Raw genomic sequence first — 18,556 nt, forward strand, 5'->3', positions numbered from 1 at the left:
GTCTCCTTTTCTATTATAGTACTTGCTTTAACATCGGCCTTACTATTCTATATTCATCACCATAAGGTTCCTTTATGATTAAAGGCGATTGATCATCTTTTTTTTCTTCAATCATTGTGAATACTTCTGTTTTTTCTTGTAATGTATTAGATTCACTATTTTTAGTAGGTGCTTTACTTGCTTCAATTTTCTTTGTCACTTCTCCGAGCCTTTGCCCGACTTCTTCTGCTTGAGCAGGTTCATCCGTAACGTAGTATTCTTGGTCCTCCCATACTAATATAGGTGGTACTTGTTCTCGTGTGTTACATATTATATAAGTAATACTAGCTACAAGTAGTAGACTTGTTAATAAAAAGAAGATAGCTTTTTTATTCATATACTATTCTCCTTTTCTATTATTTTATTGGATTATACAATATAGCTTCCATGTAGTAAATGGTTTTTGTGGTAATTTTTAGGTTTTTATACAAAAAGAAAAACCTTACAAAAAGTAAGGTTTCATTTTTAAAATTTATAATGATTGAGTAATTAATACAATCATTACGATAATCGCTATAAACATAACAACTAAACAGCCAATCATTTTATAAAATCCTCGTTTCGTTAACGTCCCGCCTTGAACGTCTTTACGAATGAATAGGAACACCGCTAAAAATAAAACGATCCCCATACCAAAAGCATACATCATTTGCATATGTTAATCTTCCTTTCTCTCTTCCATCTTAATATCTTTTTGCCAAAACAACAAATGAGATAAAGACGGTACTCATTGTAAGTGCCATAAGTATATGTAATAGTTCAACCGCAGATAGTGTCATTACTTTTAAATTTAAGCCGATAGAGAAAAGGAGATAATACGCTGTTAATGCAAAAAAACTGAAGAACATCCCTTTATAACGAATGAGTTTCATTCGCTCATCTTTTTCTTTAAATTGCGGGTGTAAGTAACTTAAGCAGAAACACATAATCATCATTGCTAGTAACGTATAAGTAGGACTTGGTGGTGCTGAATGTGTCATTATACCTGCTAGTATCCTAAATCCACTCATAATTAAAAAGATAATTCCCATAATAACAAAATACTTTTGTGAATCATTCATCCTTTCTCCCCCTCTTCTTTTCCTTCATAAATAAATACATGTTCTATCGTTGTTTGAAATGTTTTCGCTATTTCAAATGCTAATGGAAGTGATGGATCATATTTCCCTTTTTCAATTGAAATGATGGTTTGTCTGGAAACTCCAAGTTTCTCAGCCAATTTTTCTTGAGATAGTCCAAATTTTTTTCGATATTCGACCATTTTATTTTCCAAGGAAATTTCTCCCTCCTCCCTTATATCGAGTATATATGTAAAGTAAACTTTACGTCAAGTTTCCTTTACATATATTTCAGTTTGTTTCACGCTATTTATCCCGCATTAACAGGCAGTAAGACTCCCACCTCAAAATTCAGTGAATACGAGGAATTTAGGTGGGAAATAACTGCCCGATTGGTGAAGGCTAATAATCAGTGGTGGATGGACAAACCCCACACTGATTAAAGTTTCACTTTATTATAGAAGAAACTTTTTCAATTTCAGCACGTCTATTTTGTAATGCAACATGGAACAATGTATATATCCGTTACTATATCCCTTCTCCATTTTTATAAAAATTTAATATCTCCATATTTGTTTTATCCTTTTAAAATATTTCATTTGCCGCTTTATTAGATGAAATGCGTTATTTGTTTTACGGTATTTTTCGGCATATTAATAGAAACTAACGGTTTATGAAGCATTTTTTATGTTTAGCCACTTTTTTTGTAGAAATCCTTCGTTTTCCTTTCAATATTTAACACTACCGAAATAAAGTTTACTCTAAATTCATAATTTTTTATTTTTTATACTATATTCCGTTATATTGTTGTATAATATCAATGAAAGCGCTTATTATTTCAATATACATAATTCGAACTTTATTTTATCGAAACATTCTAACTATTATACCTATATGTAAATGCAACAATTATAGTTGTTAGTGTAGGTATACCAAATATATCCACTCCATTTTTCTGTAAAATTACTTTATAACATGAAAGATTAACTTGGGTGATAAGTTATTGTGAATGTTTTTTTACAAAACAGATAAGTAATAGTGTTTGGTATTATGTAAATTATTGTAATAACATAAGAGTAAAGACAACATTTACATTAATTATTAGTTCATCAATTATTGAAAAAGAGCAAAATGCACCTTTTGTATAGGAAAAGGATTATATGCATTGGGAGGTTTAAACAAATGACGAGGAAGAATACAACGACAAACCCTTGGGCCAAGTTCCATGGTCCGAACCTTGGTTATGTTATTGAACAGTATGATCTTTACGTAACTGGAGCAGGTTCTGTTGATCCGGAATTACAAGAGCTTTTTGAAATTTTTGGAGCTCCTTCGTTTCAAGATGATGTCGTAACAGGGGACAACACAGCAACACATTTTTCTCCTCAAAACACAGGTAACATTGAAAAAATTCTTAAAGTCGTTCAACTTGTTGAACAGATTCGTTCTTTCGGGCATACGTTGGCTCACATCAACCCGATGGAAGATGCTGCAAACGGACAATCTCTTCTTGAGAAAGCAATGAACGAATTGAGCGATGCTGACTTGAAAGCGATTCCAGCTAAAACAGTATGGCAAGATGCACCAGAGGGTATTCACACTGCACTTGATGTAATTCATAGATTAAAAGACGTTTATACAAAATCTTTAGCTTATGAATTCTCACATATACAAGATAGTGAAGAACGCGCGTGGTTGCATCAAATGGTGGAATCAAATTCATTGCGTCAACCATTATCAAATAAAAAACGAACTGCTCTTTTAAAACGTTTAACAGCTGTTGAAGGTTTCGAGCAATTCTTGCATAAAACATTCGTTGGGCAAAAGCGTTTCTCTATCGAGGGCGTTGATATGCTTGTACCAGTTCTAGATGAAATTGTGCTAGAAGGTGCTAAAGGCGGCGTTGAAGATGTCATGATTGGTATGGCTCACCGCGGTCGTCTAAGCGTACTTGCTCACGTATTAGAAAAACCATATACTCACATGTTTGCTGAATTCAAACATGCAAAAATAGAAGGCGCAGTGGCAAATGCTGGCTGGACTGGCGACGTGAAATACCATTTAGGTAGAGAACAAGTCGTTGGGAATGAAGAAGTTAGCACTCGCGTTACATTAGCGAATAACCCGAGTCACCTTGAGTTCGTTAATCCTGTTGTGGAAGGTTTCGCACGTGCGGCTCAAGAAAATCGTAAAAAGTCTGGTCTTCCAGAACAAGATACTTCTAAATCATTCGTAGTTTTAGTTCATGGTGACGCTGCATTCCCTGGTCAAGGTATTGTATCTGAGACACTAAACTTAAGCAGATTGAACGCGTATCAAACGGGCGGAACAATTCATGTTATCGCAAACAATGCAGTTGGTTTTACGACTGATAGCTATGATTCTCGTTCTACGAAATATTCAAGCGACCTTGCAAAAGGTTTTGATATTCCGATTGTTCACGTGAACGCTGATGATCCAGAAGCTTGCCTTGCTGCTGCTAACCTGGCGATTCAATATCGTACGTTGTTCAAAAAAGACTTCTTAATCGATTTAATTGGTTACCGTCGCTACGGTCATAACGAAATGGATGACCCAGCAGTTACGCAACCACAAGTGTACAAAAAAATTAAAAATCACCCAACTGTAAGAGCAATTTATGCAGATCAATTACAAGCTGCTGGTGTTCTAAATGCAGATGAGGTTGAAACAATTACTCAATTTATACAAGAACAATTAAAATCTGATTATGCACAAGTACCACCAGCTGATACGAGCGATGCAACAATTCACGTTAAAGTACCAGATGTTGTTGCAAAAGGCATTCAGCCAATTGATACTGGTGTTGAACTTGACTCACTTCGTGCAATGAATGAAGGTCTATTATCTTGGCCAGAAGGCTTTAACGTATATCCGAAGGTGAAGAAAATTCTTGAACGCCGTAAAGATGCTCTTGAAGAGAACGGTAAAATTGAATGGGCACTTGCTGAGTCATTAGCATTCGCTTCTATTTTACAAGAAGGTACACCAATTCGTTTAACTGGTCAAGATTCACAGCGTGGTACATTCGCGCATCGTCACATCGTATTACACGATACTGATACAAATGAAACATATTCACCATTACATCGCTTACCAAACATTAACGCTTCATTCTCTGTTCATAACAGTCCGTTATCAGAAGCTGCTGTTGTTGGTTACGAGTATGGTTATAACGTATTCGCTCCAGAAACTCTTGTTATGTGGGAAGCGCAATATGGTGACTTCTCAAATACTGCGCAAGCATTATTTGATCAATACGTTTCAGCTGGAAGAGCAAAATGGGGTCAAAAATCTGGTTTAGTTCTTCTATTACCACACGGTTATGAAGGTCAAGGACCAGAGCATTCTAGTGCACGTCCAGAGCGTTTCTTACAGTTAGCTGCTGAAAACAACTGGACAGTTGCAAACTTAACGAGCGCAGCACAGTACTTCCATATCTTGCGTCGTCAAGCATCTATTTTAGGAACAGAAGCTGTTCGACCTTTAGTACTTATGACGCCGAAGAGTTTATTACGTCACCCACTTACGCTTTCAACTGCTAGTCAGTTAAGCGAAGGACGTTTCCAACCTGCTTTAGAACAAGAAAACCTTGGCATGAAACCAAATAAAGTTAAACGTCTTGTTTTAAGTACAGGTAAAATGGCGATTGACTTAGCAGCGGAAATCGAGTCTGGTAAACATGAATACAACTTAGATGAAGTTCATGTCGTTCGCATTGAACAGTTGTATCCATTCCCTGCTGAAAAAGTTCAATCTATTATGAAACGCTTTAAAAACTTAGAAGAAATTATTTGGGTTCAAGAAGAACCTCGTAATATGGGTGCATGGCATTACATGGCTCCAATTCTGTTCGAACTAGCTGGAGATACAGTGAAAACAGGTTACATTGGACGCCCAGATCGTTCTAGCCCATCTGGTGGCGATCCGTTCGCTCACAAAGCTGAGCAAGAACTAATTGTGGCGCACGCTTTAGATGTGAAGTATAACTTCCGTCAAGATAAACAAGAAATTGAAGTTTATAGCAACTAAAAGTAACAATGAATTTTTCCCGGCTCGACTTGGGCAGATATTCTGCCCAAGTCGAGCTAACAAATGGAGATTACCGAAGATTAAAGAAGACAAAACACACCGTTAGGCAAATAAGGGGAGGACATTTAAAATGATCGAAATTAAAGTACCTGAGCTTGCAGAATCTATTACAGAAGGAACTATTTCACAATGGCTTATCAACGTAGGTGACAAAGTTGAGAAAGGTGGCAGCGTTGTTGAGCTTGAAACTGATAAAGTCAATGTAGAAATCATTGCAGAAGATTCAGGTATTGTATCAAAGTTACTAGGCGAGCCTGGGGATACAGTTGAAGTTGGCGCAACTATCGCAATTTTAGATGCAAATGGCGCACCAGTGGCTGTAAGTACACCTGCACCAGTGGCTGAGCAACCAAAACAAGAAACAGCTGAAGCACCGAAAGCTGCTGCTCCAACTGCTGAACAAGCTACGGCTCTACAAGGTTTACCAAATACGAACCGTCCTATCGCATCACCAGCTGCTAGAAAAATGGCTCGTGAATTAGGAATCGACTTAAACGACGTACGTAGCACAGATCCACTTGGACGTGTGAGACCACATGATGTACAAGCTCATGCTGCAGCACCAAAAGAAGCACCAGCTGCTCCAAAAAGTCCAGCTCCTGCTCCAGTTGCAAAAACGGAATTTGAAAAACCAGTTGAGCGCGTGAAAATGTCTCGCCGCCGTCAAACAATTGCAAAACGTCTTGTAGAAGTACAACAAACATCTGCAATGTTAACAACATTTAACGAAGTTGATATGAGTGCAATCATGGAATTACGTAAAGAGCGTAAAGATGCTTTCGAGAAAAAACATGATGTACGTCTTGGCTTTATGTCATTCTTCACAAAAGCAGTTGTTGCAGCATTAAAACAATTCCCATTATTAAATGCTGAAATTCAAGGCGACGAGCTTATCATTAAAAAATTCTATGATATCGGTATTGCAGTAGCAGCTCCAGATGGATTAGTTGTTCCAGTTGTACGCGATGCTAACCAATTAAACTTCGCTGAAATCGAAAGCGAAATTCGTAATTTAGGTATGAAAGCACGTGATAATAAACTTTCATTAAAAGAGCTACAAGGTGGTACATTTACAATTACAAACGGTGGTGTATTCGGTTCTCTAATGTCAACACCAATCCTAAACAGCCCACAAGTAGGTATTTTAGGAATGCACAAAATCCAAGTAAGACCCGTTGCAATTGATGCAGAGCGTATGGAAAACCGTCCGATGATGTACCTTGCACTATCTTACGATCACCGTATTGTTGATGGTAAAGAAGCAGTTAGCTTCCTTGTTGCTGTTAAAGATATGCTTGAAGATCCAAAATCATTATTATTAGAAGGTTGATAGACTAATAGTCTATTAGAGGCTGTAGAATAAATCATTCTACAGCCTTTTTTTATTGCGTTCATATGGGACAAATTTCATGACATAAGCTAATAATGTATGCTTAAAACGTAAGGAGGATTAAAATGAATAACCTTCCAGCTCATGCAAAGCTTAAAGCAAATAAGGATACTTTCTTCCTTCCCGACTCAAACGGGGGTGTCTATTTTCGAAATAACGCCAGTTCATTCCGCATGGACGGTGATGGAATTTATAACTGGATTGAAAAATTAATGCCTATGTTTAATGGTGATCATTCTTTAGCAGAAATAACCGATGGTCTTCCTCTCCCCTATCAACATCGTGTATTTGAAATTGGAGAGATTTTATATGAAAATGGTTTTGTTCGTGATGTAAGTCAAGATGCACCTCATGAATTAAACAGTGCATTACTCGATAGGTATGCTTCGCAAATTGAATTTCTAGAAGCTGATTCTCATTCAGGTGCTTTAAAATTCCAGACGTACCGCGCAGCAAATGTCCTTATACTTGGTTCTGGGGATATGCTTACTTCCTTAGTTTCTTCTTTACTAGAATCCGGATTACCTACATTTCATTACCTTGTCACAGATTATATGGAAACAAATTACGACCGAATTCATGAACTAGTAGAACGTGCATATGAAGTTGATGACAATGTACTTGTTCAAGAAATAGATACTACAATTGACCGCCCCCTGCATGAAGTGTTCGAACCCTTTGACTGGATTTTATACGTTTCTCAAAATGGAGACATTGAAGGCTTAAGAACAGTTCACACGATTTGCAAGGAAGTAGGAAAGAACTTCATACCCGCCATTTGTTTATCAACATTCGGTTTGGCTGGTCCTGTCGTAACAGCTGATCGTGAAGAATGCTGGGAATCAGCTTGGCATCGTCTACATGAAGCTACTTTGCAAAATGAAAATGCATCAGCTCCTTTTTCACCAATTACTGGCGCAATGTTAGCAAATATAATTGTTTTTGAATTATTTAAACACGTCGCTGATGATTCATATCGAGAAAAAGAGCCACAATTCTTTTTATTAAACTGTGAAACACTCGAAGGGACATGGCATCCTTTTATAAAACATCCTCTCGCAACTGATGAAAGTTTTACAATTGATACAATAGAAAATCTTACCGAAAAACTTGCGCAGCGGTCCAACCAACATACTTCAACTGAATTGTTCCGTTTTTTCGACTCATTAACTTCTAAAGAAGCTGGTATATTCCATGTGTGGGATGAACAAAATTCATATCAACTACCGTTATCACAATGCAATATTCAAGTAGCTACACCACTATCCGATGGTCCCGCTTCCCTCCTGCCTCTTATGACTTGCGCTGGTTTGACTCATAATGAAGCTCGCCGTGAAGCTGGTTTAACAGGAATTGAAACATATGTAGCTGAAATCATTCATCGCCTTATTCCTGAACATAACGATATCGGTATTGGTGCTGGGGAAACGATGACAGAAGGTGTATACCGGGCACTACAACAACATTTAAACAATAAACTATATGAGCGGCAATCACATATGCTAGAAGAAATTACAACGATCGACCTAGCTGAAATTCATGATACACATTGTAAGTTTTATTACGATGCTCTCTCTACAATTCATGAAGCACCTAAAATAGCAATGAGTGAAGAGATTCTTAGTTTTCCAGTCGTTTGGGTCGGTGTAAATGATAGATGGTATGGCGCATCCAGTATTAATATGACGTTAGCGTTACGTAACGCACTACAACTATCTCTTCTTCACATTCAAAATGAAGAAACTCCATACAGAGCTACTGTTTTGCCTGAATCATCTATTATTTTATATGACACTGATTCTTTTCGAATAGAAATACAAGCGGACGAAGAAATCCCAGATGTGCAATCTTTACAGCTTGCCTTGCAGCATTTAGGAGAACATAATTTTTATCCATTCGTGTTTGATTTAGCGATTGAATCATTTTTGAAAGAAAATTTAGATGGTGTGTACGGGGTATTAATTGCAAAGGAGGACGGTCTATGACTCAAAATATATTGCTTATAGGAGATGGCCTACTTGCAGACTATGTACATGATCAATTACGCAAACAATATTCCATCATTCGCCAACATACAATTACAGACGAACTCCCTGAAAATATCAACCTCGCTCTCGTATTACATGACGGCTCTCCTTCTACTATTCATCATGATGCTGAGCTTGTTTTTCGTTCCAATCATATTCCGTGGCTACGTGCGTTTACTTCATTTGGTGAAGGTGTTATCGGACCTTATATTCATCCTCTTGCAACGGGATGCACCCATTGTGCCGATGGACGACGCTTTATCGCCGGATTTGATCAACAAGAAATGTGGGAATTACAGCGGAAATATGCGTTGAAATCAGAGCACGTAACGAGGCGTGATGTACGCGCCACCCAAAATGGCATTCTGCAAATGTGCCAGCTCATTCATGCTGAAACGGAGAAAATATTAGCTCACGGACATTCTTCTTTAGAAAATGAACTCATTTTACTAAACTTACAAACACTGCAATGTACGCGGCATTCTTTTCTTCCAGATCCTCTCTGTCCTATATGTAGTAATTTACCTGCTGATACTGCGGATGCGGCACAGATTTCTTTACAACCGAGCTTAAAAACAAGTGCTGAAACGTATCGCTGTCGTTCTATTCATGAACTAAATACATTTTTAACGAGAGACTATTTAGATTACCGGGTTGGTATGTTGAATGGAAAAATGCAGCATTCTTTATTACCATTCGCTGACGTCATTATAAACATGCCGTTAATGTTTGGGAATGAAGGTGTTGCAGGTCGAACCCATTCATTTGCACTGAGTGAAGCAACTGCTATTTTAGAAGGTTTAGAACGATATTGTGGTATGTCACCTCGAGGAAAAAAGACAAATGTGCATGGTAGTTTTCATGATTTAGAGGATCATGCACTGAATCCCCTCACACTCGGTGTACATGCAAATGAACATTATAATCGTGATAGTTTTCCGTTTAAGCCGTTTGATCCTGACTATGAACAAAACTGGGTATGGGGCTATTCTTTATCACAAAACAAGCCACTTTTAGTTCCAGAATCAATCGCTTATTATAGCCTCGGTCATCGGGATGCTTTCGTATATGAAACATCCAATGGTTGTGCAATTGGTGGTAGTTTAGAAGAAGCAATTTTTCACGGCATTTTAGAAATTGTAGAGCGTGATGCCTTCTTGCTCACTTGGTATGCTGAATTACCTCTGTCCCGCCTTGATCTTAGCTCAGCAAACGATACGGAATTACAATTAATGATTCAGCGGTTACGCACGATTACCGGGTATGAATTACACGTTTTTAACGCGACGATGGAACACGGCATCCCGAGTTTATGGGTAATTGCGAAAAATACGCGTGCAAATGGAATGAACGTTGTTTGTGCAGGGGGCTCTCATTTAGATCCTATTCGAGCTATAAAAAGTGCAATTCACGAAATAGCAGGCATGTTACTAATAGCAGATGATGAGCTCGAGCAAAAAAGAGAGTACTACGAAAAATGCTTACAAGATCCTTATCTCGTTAATAAAATGGAAGACCATAGTATGCTGTACGGATTAAAAGAAACGGAAGAACGTCTTCATTTCCTTTTACGTGACGATGCTCCGGTGCAATCGTTCCAAGAAATGAATGCATTACAATCGTTTGATATGGATTTGACATCTGATCTTCATCAACTTTTAAATCGTTTGCATCAATCTGGGCTCGAAGTAATCGTTGTAGATCAAACCGTCCCCCTTATAGAGCAGAACGGATTACATTGTGTAAAAGTCATGATCCCAGGCATGCTACCGATGACGTTCGGTCACCATCTCACTCGTGTTACCGGACTGGATAGAGTTTACACTGTACCGATGACACTTGGATATAGGGCTGAGCCTTTAACAAACGAACAATTAAATCCACATCCTCATCCATTTCCATAGTAAAGGGGGGATTTCATGCAGCTAGATACTTTTTTACATCATCTCCATTTCACTATTGATGAAATTATGCCGAATCATGAGGTAAACTGGGAAGACGCACCGCTTCCTTATAAGTTATATCGAAATGTACCTGTCATCCCTCTCTCTTCAGAAATCCCAATATCTTTGCCGAACTCTTCTACTACACCTACTTTGGATGAGATTGGTCCTTACCTTTTGTATTCATTTGGTATAACCCAATTATGTCAGCTAAATAGCGAGAGGAATTTATTCCGGAGATCTATCCCTTCAGGTGGTGCTTTATATCCGAATGAATTGTATATATATTTAAAATTGGATCATTATCCAGACGGCATTTACCATTATGACGCTGCGCATCACCGACTTATCTTACTTCGCGAAGGAAATTTCGATTCTTATCTTACAGACGCACTCGGCAATCGCTGTAACATACATTCTTGCTTTGGTGCTGCATTTGTATCCACTATGTTTTGGAAAAACTTTTTTAAATACAATAACTTTTCGTATCGTCTGCAAGGATTAGATAGCGGTGTTCTCATCGGTCAATTACTCGAATGTGCGAAACAATTCGGTTACACAAATGGCGTATACTTTCAATTTCTAGACCGTGCAATCAATCATTTACTCGGACTGACCGAAGGAGAAGAAAGTGTGTATGCTGTTATTCCTTTAAGTACAGAACCGAATATAGATTGGTTCCACGATGATTATCGTAAAAATAAAACCGTTACTTCTCATGACTTATTGCAACAAATTCCACCTTTAGCACATGAGCATTTCGTTCGTTCCAAACATGTGGAAGGATATCCAATGATAACAAAAATAAATGAAGCATCTATGATTGAATCGACAGAACACTTCCAAACACTAGCTCATGAAGAGTACTATCAGCATCATGCGCACACTGTACAGCTACCGAAAGTAGAGCGTTTATCGTATGATTTCTTACAACTTTGTAAAGAACGGTACTCCCCTAACGATGACTTTACTTTAACGAAATGGGATGCAGCTGAGCTTGCTACTTTACTACAAGAAGCGAGCCTCTCCTTCCCCTATTACAACGACCTTGATGGCAAGTATATAAATGAAAATGCACGCGTCTCCTTATATGGATGTTTTTATAACGTAAAAACTATTGAAAACGGGGCTTATGCTTATAACAGTAAAACACATTCCATACACCCAATTCGGTATGGAGACCTTCGTTACCCCCTTCAATCTAGTATGACGATGGATAACGTAAACCTTTTTCAAGTACCACTTTGCTTACATGTAGTTGGAAAGAAGGATTACTACACACGTGCATTAGGCTATAGAGGATATCGCATTCACCAAATGGAAGCTGGTATACTCGTTCATAAACTCGTTTTCGCTGCGACCGCTATGGGGATGGGTGGTCATCCGTTACTAAGTTTTGATACAAATTCTTGTGATCAATTGTACGGGATTGATGGTGGAAATGAAACATCACTTATTCAAATTCCTGTTGGGGCGTATCGAGCGCGGAATTGGTTAAAAGGGTCTTTGCATAATTAAAAGCACGCCGTCCACCGGCGTGCTTTTTACTAGATTACTTTAAAGATACTCTTAATTTGTCTTGCAAATAACCAATTTTTCGTACCATAGTTATCATTTAAACTATCTAAATTGATAGTTTGTCCGTTAGCAAACTTTAATTCTAACGTTGTATTTTTGTCATTTGTTTTTAAATTACTATTTGTAATGGCATCATACTTTAATTTTTCAATCTCAACATATTCGTCTTTTTCTTGTCCGATAACGACATGGTCTTGGAAGAAAAACAATACTTCTACTTTCTTACCGAAGCAAAATACATTTTTCGTATAAATTAATGTCGCATTATCAAGTCCGACACATACTTCTTTCATCTCTTCAACAACGTGTCCAAAATCTTCTTCCTGTCTTGCGTTTGATTCCGCAATCCATTCCTCGATTGTTTTCATGTTAATTGCCATACTGCGCCCCCTGGTTCGTTCATTGCTTTGTTAAAAAACAAATACTATATGACAATATAAGCGATACGTACTTTGTTTTCAAGGGTGAACCTTATATTCAAAATAAAGTGAAACTTTAATCAGTAGGAGGGCTGTTCATCCCCCACTGATTATCAGCCCTCACCAATCGGGCGTTTACGAGCAACCCGACTCCCACAAATAGCGGGATAAAGCTAAATTTCAAAGTAATATACTAGGAACACTTATTTCATTATATTTTAAACGTTTGAACGAGGCATTCTTCATCATCAATCATTTGTTTTCGTTCATCAAATTCAATGTTTAACTCTCTATATACTTTCTTCCAAAACGAAACTGCCGGTACATTTTTTAGAAGTTCGATAACGAAATACTGTCCTCGTTTCTCTTCTAGTAAATTTTCAATAACTTGTTTACCGATTCCTTTTCCCCTATATTGATTCAATATGAAAATGTCATTCATACAAAAATCGTTTTCTTTCTTCAAAAATGGACGTTCTAATAGTAATAAAAATCCTACAATACTATGATCAACCTTTATAAAATACGGAGTGATTCCGTCATTTTTCCAAAACATGTGCAAATCTTCGTATTCAAAAAAACCATCCGCTCCGATAGTTATATTCATAGTGAACTTAGAAAGGTCATGAAGGTATAATGCGTACAAATTACGTAATATTTCTTTTTCTGATTCTTGAATTCTTTGAAGTGCTACAACCATTTTTAAAAATCCCCTTTTCTATATGTAACTATTTCCCCCTCTTTATTATTCAATAAAAAAGATTACTTCCCTTTACAAAAAAAGTAGCACTTTAAAAGTGCTACTCCGCTCTCCTTGCTGCTTGCTGAATTGGATCCCAAACGCTGTTATATGGTGGTGCGTAACTTAAGTCGACGTCTTCTAAATCGTGAATGCTCATTTTATTGAAAAGCGCCATTGCAATCACATCAATACGCTTATCTACACCTTCTTCCCCAATTACTTGTCCACCCAACAATTGCTTCGTATCGGAGCGATATAGCAATTTTAAGTAAAGTGGTTTCGCATTTGGATAATAGCCCGCCATATTTGTTGAATCTACTTTAACTGTTTTATACGGGATATTGAGCCCTTTCGCTTCTTTTTCATTTAAGCCTGTTCTCGCGAGTGTCAAATCCATAAATTTAATAATGCCTGTACCTAACGTACCTTTAAATGATCTTCGTTTATCAACCATATTGAGTCCAGCAAGTCGTCCTTGTTTATTGGCAGTCGTTCCAATTGGAATATGATCATGAATTTCTTTTATAACGTGATAATGTGTCGCGCAATCACCAGCAGCATATACGTCTTGCACATTCGTTTGCATATATGCATTTACTTCAATTGCCCCTTTATAATTTGTACGTATATTGGTTCCTTCAAGAAAATCAGTATTTGGCTTTACTCCGACAGATACTAAAACAAGATCTGCTTTATACGTACCTTTATCCGTTTCAATCTCCTCTACTCGCTCTTTTCCTCTAAACGCTTTTACATTTTCATTCGTTACAATTTCAATATGATGTTTATCCGCTTCTTTATGTATATATTCCGCCATATCTGCATCATAAATCGTACCGATATGATCATTTCGCTCAATCATCCTCACTTTTTTACCGAGTTCAACGAATGTTTCTGCCATCTCCAGTCCAATCGCACCGCCGCCAATAATTGTTACGTCTTCAACTTTGTTCGTTTCTAACGTTTTTAATATACGCTCAGCATCTGGAATTGTTTTTAAAAGATGAATGCCTTGTAACTCTCGTCCTTCCCATTCTGGCATAACAGGACGCACTCCCGTCGCAATTAATAAACGGTCATACGTAAATTCAAAAACATCTTTCGTCTCCGTATGCTTTGCGTACACAATTTTCTTTTCCGTATCTACTTTCGTTACTTCATGTCGCACTTTTGCATCAATTCCGTACTTATCACGAAACGTCTTCACGTTACGCGCAATTAATTTTTCCGTCGAAGCAATAGCACCACTAATGACATACGGTAATCCGCACTGAGCGTATGAATAGATTTCACCTTTTTCTAACGTCACAACTTTTGCAGTTTCATCGTTTCTTACAATTTGCATAGCTGCACTCATCCCAGCTGCATCTCCGCCAATAATGATATAGTTCACTTTACCACTCCTTCTTTTTTACATACTCTTTACGCTTTCCATATTTTACAGAAATAACACCTATTACCATTGTAAAGAAATAATATTTCATCTACAAATTTAGTGCACAAACCTATGCCTGAATAGGTAACCGTCGTGTCTTATAAACAACATGTTTAATATGCTATAACAGTAACAATTGAAAGTAGGTGAAACATATATGTGCGCCGGCCTTCTCGCTCAGCTTCCAGAGGAACCGAAAGAACCGAAAGCCGCCTTGTCGCTTGATCAAGAATTTTCTATTAACGCAACCATTTATAGTGCGCGTGCTTGGTTATCTAATGATGAAACTTTCCCACAAACGATTTGGAAAGGCTCTCGCTTCGCTTCAGCATCACACGCAGGCAAGTCCATCTTACCAATCGGTACTGTCAAAATTTTGAACTTATCTGATGATACAATAACCGTTACTGCATCATCAGAATCAGAGGATACTCTCAAAATAGTCGTCCCCCCTCATTCTGAAGGCGTTTTAACATCTAGTGCATTATCTGATGTGCAAGCAAGTACATCAGGAGGAGCAAGTAAAGTCACATTTCTCTTTCACATCTTTTTCTCAAGAGATCCTGGTCCAGCTAAATAATCATAGAAAAGGTACAGTAATACACACTGTACCTTTTTCACGAACGCTATTCTCTTGATTTAATCAATTCAACATTATAAGCTTCAATATCCGTTAGCTTTCCTGTAAAATACGGATTTTCTCTGTACCAAGACTGTTTTGAAAAATACGCTTGCATATCTTTCGTTTGAAATATATTTCCATGTCTTGCGTATATTTCGTTTCTAGCAATTTTCAACTGTTCTTTCGTTACATACGTTAAATCTGCATTCGTTAATTTTCGAATATCACTATCAGGGAAGATAAAACCATTGTATACATACCCAGTCGTAGGTGGCGGAGTAACATTGTAAACGACTGTTTTTTCTACGCTTTTCTTTTCGAATGGAAGGTTATAAGCCGAAAGTGCTGTTACCGTTTCTACTTTTGTCGTTTCCCTTCCGCTGTCTCCATTGCGTTCTAAATAAATCGTCGCACTTCCATCAGTTGCTACGGGACCCCACGTAATTTCTTCTCCGGTCAATGCGGTAACTGGCTTTTGATTCACATATAATGTCGCACCAGGCGCGTTCGTTTGAACTGTAATATATTGCCCTTGCAACGTTAAATCTATCGTTACATTATTTTGACTTTGTTTCATAAGTACAACTTTTTCCTCGCGTGATAGTTTTACATAGTCATTTTTATATTCCACTTGAAACACTTGAGCTCCTGGAAGAAACGGTCCATATTGCTTCTGAAAATTTTTGTCTTCTGTCTTATCGATTTCTTTTCCGTTCATTTTTAAAGATGCACCTTTTTCATTTGAAAGCAAAGTCGTATAATACGTCCTTGCCTTCAATTTATACCGATCAAATATAAAGTAATGTTTCCCGTCTTTCGTTAAAGAAAAATCCGCCCTTTCAATTCCGTCCCCTTGCTTTTCACCTTGCTTTAAATATTGTTTCAATTCATTCACGTAAGACGGATTTTCTTTTATATATGAAAATAGAGGCTTGAAACTCTCTCTCGTTACAATAACCGATGGGTCATCTGTCGTAATAATCTCAGCTAATTTTTCTCCGTCTCTCTCTTGTAAAATCGTAATCATCCGGTCTACTTGTGCCACCTGCGCATAATACGATGATCCATACAAATACAATCCAACAATCGCTATAACAAGTAGTGCTAAAAGTGTAATGCCAATTTTTGTACCGCTCCCCATTTTCTTCTTCACTACTGGAATTTCTCTCTTTGTACCGCAGTTTTGACAAAATTGCACACCATCTACAAACTGCGTTCCACACTTTGTACATACATTCATCCATTCAACCACCTTTGCATTAGAAGCCAGTTAATCCCTGTGTAAAGGCTTGAATTACAGTGCTAATGTAAGACCAAAGTACAATAAATGTTACGATTCCAATGAAAACATTTGCGATAAGAAGTGTGTAAACAAGATCTAATCCGCCATTATCTAATTTTAATATGGCTACAATTATACTAATCCCTATATAAGTTGTAGCTAACGATAATAATATCGGTAAGAAAAAGATTAATAAGAAACTAAAAAGAAAAGTAAGAACTAATATAGCAATAACCGGCGTTGCTATCGTTCCCCATATGCCGAATACTTCAAGAAACGAAAAAGAGGATTTCATCATCTTACCACTTATAAAAATAATGAATCCAACAAACAAAGTTAAAATTAATAAAAAGAAAAATACCGTTACAGATTCTCCAAAAAATGTAGGAGTATATACTTCTGGCACTAGCGTTCTCGTAACAGCTGCACCAGCACTCATCATTCTATAAAAAATACATGCTCCTAAAAAACAAATAAGAACAAGACTGACAATTCCATTTCGCACTTCGACATTGCCACTTTGCATAATCGCTGTCGGTGCTTGAAATGCCTGTTTAAACAACCGAAAATAGCCACTCGTAAACCGCTTTGCTTGCTCTACCGTTTCATTTGGACGAGTTTCCTTCGCTTGCTCTGCATGCGATGATTGCTGATTTTCTTCTTGGACACCACTTGCTACTACTTCTTCGGTTAACGAATGTCCACAATTCCCGCAAAACTTTGCTTCTACTGCATTTTCTGTATGACATGCTGGACATTTCACGCTCTCATCCCTCCTTAAGCATATATCTTATAGGATGTTACAAGTTCAATATATGACTTTGGACATAAAACATGACTACAAGAAACAGATTATGAAATCCTGCTTTTGAAAGAAAATATATAGACTAGCAATCTAGAAAAATAATGCTATTATGAAACAGAGCAACTAAAGTGAAACTTTAAACAGATTGGATGAAAGGCAATGGAATTTGTAAACTCAATTTTTCAAATACTCCTTACAAGCGTGATCCAGTTATTTTCTTTAATTGGAGTCATCATTGTAATCGGATTTCTATTAGGTTATTTAGAATCTCTCACACGAATGTATTGGTCGAGGGCTTTCGGAAGAAAAGGATTTCTTTTGACTGCGTGGATTGGTGTTCCTATTCATGAACTTGGACATGCCATTATGTGCGTACTATTTCGTCATAAAATTGTAGCAACGCAGTTCTTCCCAACAGATACGAGCCAAGGTGCGTTAGGTTACGTACAACATCAATACAATCAAAAAAGTGTATATCAACGAATTGGGAATTTCTTCATTGGAATTGGCCCTATTATTTCTGGTATTACTGCATTAATCCTTTTCATGCGCTATTTCGTACCAGATTCATATTTTTTATTTAATACAACTCTCGAAAAGACGATTGCATCTACTTCTATTACTTTAGAAATGGTTCAAAACATGCTCTTGTCGACGTTCGTATTATTGAAAAGCTTATTTACAATAAACAATTTATTGAACCCTTCCTTTTGGTTATTTTTATTTATCGCTATTTGTATTTCTGCACATATCGCTTTAAGTAAACCAGACATTAAAGGATCCATTGACGGTGTCATCGTCATGTTTATCGTATTGTTTTTATTTAATATAATAGCAGAACTTTTTCAGTACGACAGTAACCAACTCATTGGGAAAGTAATGAAATATAATATGTATCTCATTGCATTTTCTAGTGTGGCACTGCTGTTCTCTTGTATTTCTACACTTGTTAGTTTTGGGTTTTATAAAATAAGAGGAGGGCGTTCATTGTGAAATGCCCCCGTATTAAAAAAGCGCAACTAAGCAACCTGAGTTCTATATTTATATGGACTCAGGCTGCTTAATTTTTTTGAAATCTTTGATAGTTATACAAGTGCATATATTTG

At 37.2% G+C, this 18,556-nt stretch carries 16 protein-coding genes; 7 read left to right on the forward strand and 9 right to left on the reverse strand.

Annotated features, from left to right (window positions below):
• Positions 1 to 13: 13 nt before the first annotated feature.
• The 4 genes from G9F74_RS04545 to G9F74_RS04560 form a co-directional block, all read right to left on the reverse strand.
• The gene (locus G9F74_RS04545; RefSeq protein ID WP_001034135.1) at positions 14 to 376 is read right to left on the reverse strand and encodes a hypothetical protein; all 363 of its coding nucleotides are present in this window, start codon (positions 374 to 376) and stop codon (positions 14 to 16) included.
• Positions 377 to 511: 135 nt separating this feature from the next.
• Positions 512 to 694: a DUF3976 domain-containing protein gene (locus tag G9F74_RS04550; protein WP_001178305.1), complete on the reverse strand. Its 183-nt coding sequence runs from the start codon at positions 692 to 694 to the stop codon at positions 512 to 514.
• Positions 695 to 722: 28 nt separating this feature from the next.
• Complete coding sequence (locus G9F74_RS04555; RefSeq protein ID WP_016108038.1) at positions 723 to 1,100, reverse strand: hypothetical protein; 378 nt, start codon at positions 1,098 to 1,100, stop codon at positions 723 to 725.
• Complete coding sequence (locus G9F74_RS04560) at positions 1,097 to 1,312, reverse strand: helix-turn-helix transcriptional regulator (RefSeq protein ID WP_000428507.1); 216 nt, start codon at positions 1,310 to 1,312, stop codon at positions 1,097 to 1,099. Before G9F74_RS04560 ends, G9F74_RS04555 begins: the two co-directional genes overlap by 4 nt.
• Before the next feature lie 967 nt (positions 1,313 to 2,279).
• Between G9F74_RS04560 and odhA the strand changes: the two genes are divergently transcribed.
• From odhA to G9F74_RS04585, 5 genes are all read left to right on the forward strand, one after another.
• On the forward strand, positions 2,280 to 5,147 hold the full coding sequence (gene odhA / locus G9F74_RS04565) for a 2-oxoglutarate dehydrogenase E1 component (RefSeq protein WP_000197133.1): 2,868 nt from the start codon (positions 2,280 to 2,282) through the stop codon (positions 5,145 to 5,147).
• Positions 5,148 to 5,277: 130 nt separating this feature from the next.
• The gene (odhB, locus tag G9F74_RS04570; protein WP_000569924.1) at positions 5,278 to 6,537 is read left to right on the forward strand and encodes a 2-oxoglutarate dehydrogenase complex dihydrolipoyllysine-residue succinyltransferase; all 1,260 of its coding nucleotides are present in this window, start codon (positions 5,278 to 5,280) and stop codon (positions 6,535 to 6,537) included.
• Between the two features lie 125 nt (positions 6,538 to 6,662).
• Entirely contained in the window at positions 6,663 to 8,582 is a 1,920-nt protein-coding gene (locus G9F74_RS04575; RefSeq protein WP_016108037.1) for a putative thiazole-containing bacteriocin maturation protein, read from the forward strand.
• A complete protein-coding gene (locus G9F74_RS04580) occupies positions 8,579 to 10,528 on the forward strand; it encodes a TOMM precursor leader peptide-binding protein (RefSeq protein WP_016108036.1) in 1,950 nt (649 codons plus the stop codon). Before G9F74_RS04575 ends, G9F74_RS04580 begins: the two co-directional genes overlap by 4 nt.
• Positions 10,529 to 10,543: 15 nt before the next feature.
• A complete protein-coding gene (locus tag G9F74_RS04585; RefSeq protein WP_016108035.1) occupies positions 10,544 to 12,085 on the forward strand; it encodes a SagB family peptide dehydrogenase in 1,542 nt (513 codons plus the stop codon).
• A gap of 29 nt (positions 12,086 to 12,114) precedes the next feature.
• On the opposite strand, the gene G9F74_RS04590 is transcribed toward G9F74_RS04585, so the two are convergent.
• The 3 genes from G9F74_RS04590 to G9F74_RS04600 form a co-directional block, all read right to left on the reverse strand.
• The gene (locus tag G9F74_RS04590; protein ID WP_000996796.1) at positions 12,115 to 12,525 is read right to left on the reverse strand and encodes a DUF3908 family protein; all 411 of its coding nucleotides are present in this window, start codon (positions 12,523 to 12,525) and stop codon (positions 12,115 to 12,117) included.
• 250 nt (positions 12,526 to 12,775) lie between these two features.
• Positions 12,776 to 13,264 (reverse strand): GNAT family N-acetyltransferase, encoded by a 489-nt coding sequence (locus G9F74_RS04595; protein WP_016108034.1) that lies wholly within the window; start codon positions 13,262 to 13,264, stop codon positions 12,776 to 12,778.
• A 100-nt stretch (positions 13,265 to 13,364) separates the two neighbouring features.
• Positions 13,365 to 14,699, reverse strand: a complete 1,335-nt coding sequence (locus G9F74_RS04600) for an FAD-dependent oxidoreductase (protein WP_165406210.1) — start codon at positions 14,697 to 14,699, stop codon at positions 13,365 to 13,367.
• Between the two features lie 199 nt (positions 14,700 to 14,898).
• On the opposite strand from G9F74_RS04600, the gene G9F74_RS04605 reads away from it, so the two are divergent.
• Positions 14,899 to 15,321 (forward strand): hypothetical protein, encoded by a 423-nt coding sequence (locus G9F74_RS04605; RefSeq protein WP_000332411.1) that lies wholly within the window; start codon positions 14,899 to 14,901, stop codon positions 15,319 to 15,321.
• A 46-nt stretch (positions 15,322 to 15,367) separates the two neighbouring features.
• Here G9F74_RS04605 and G9F74_RS04610 read toward each other — a convergent pair whose 3' ends face one another.
• The gene (locus tag G9F74_RS04610) at positions 15,368 to 16,603 is read right to left on the reverse strand and encodes a TcaA 3rd/4th domain-containing protein (protein WP_016108032.1); all 1,236 of its coding nucleotides are present in this window, start codon (positions 16,601 to 16,603) and stop codon (positions 15,368 to 15,370) included.
• 19 nt (positions 16,604 to 16,622) lie between these two features.
• The gene (locus G9F74_RS04615; RefSeq protein WP_016108031.1) at positions 16,623 to 17,408 is read right to left on the reverse strand and encodes a zinc ribbon domain-containing protein; all 786 of its coding nucleotides are present in this window, start codon (positions 17,406 to 17,408) and stop codon (positions 16,623 to 16,625) included.
• A gap of 201 nt (positions 17,409 to 17,609) precedes the next feature.
• Here G9F74_RS04615 and G9F74_RS04620 point away from each other — a divergent pair, with 201 nt between their 5' ends.
• On the forward strand, positions 17,610 to 18,443 hold the full coding sequence (locus G9F74_RS04620; RefSeq protein ID WP_000397497.1) for a hypothetical protein: 834 nt from the start codon (positions 17,610 to 17,612) through the stop codon (positions 18,441 to 18,443).
• Positions 18,444 to 18,556: the final 113 nt, after the last annotated feature.

The sequence above is a fragment of the Bacillus sp. EKM202B genome (assembly GCF_011066025.1).
GTDB classification, from domain to species: Bacteria; Bacillota; Bacilli; order Bacillales; family Bacillaceae_G; genus Bacillus_A; species Bacillus_A toyonensis.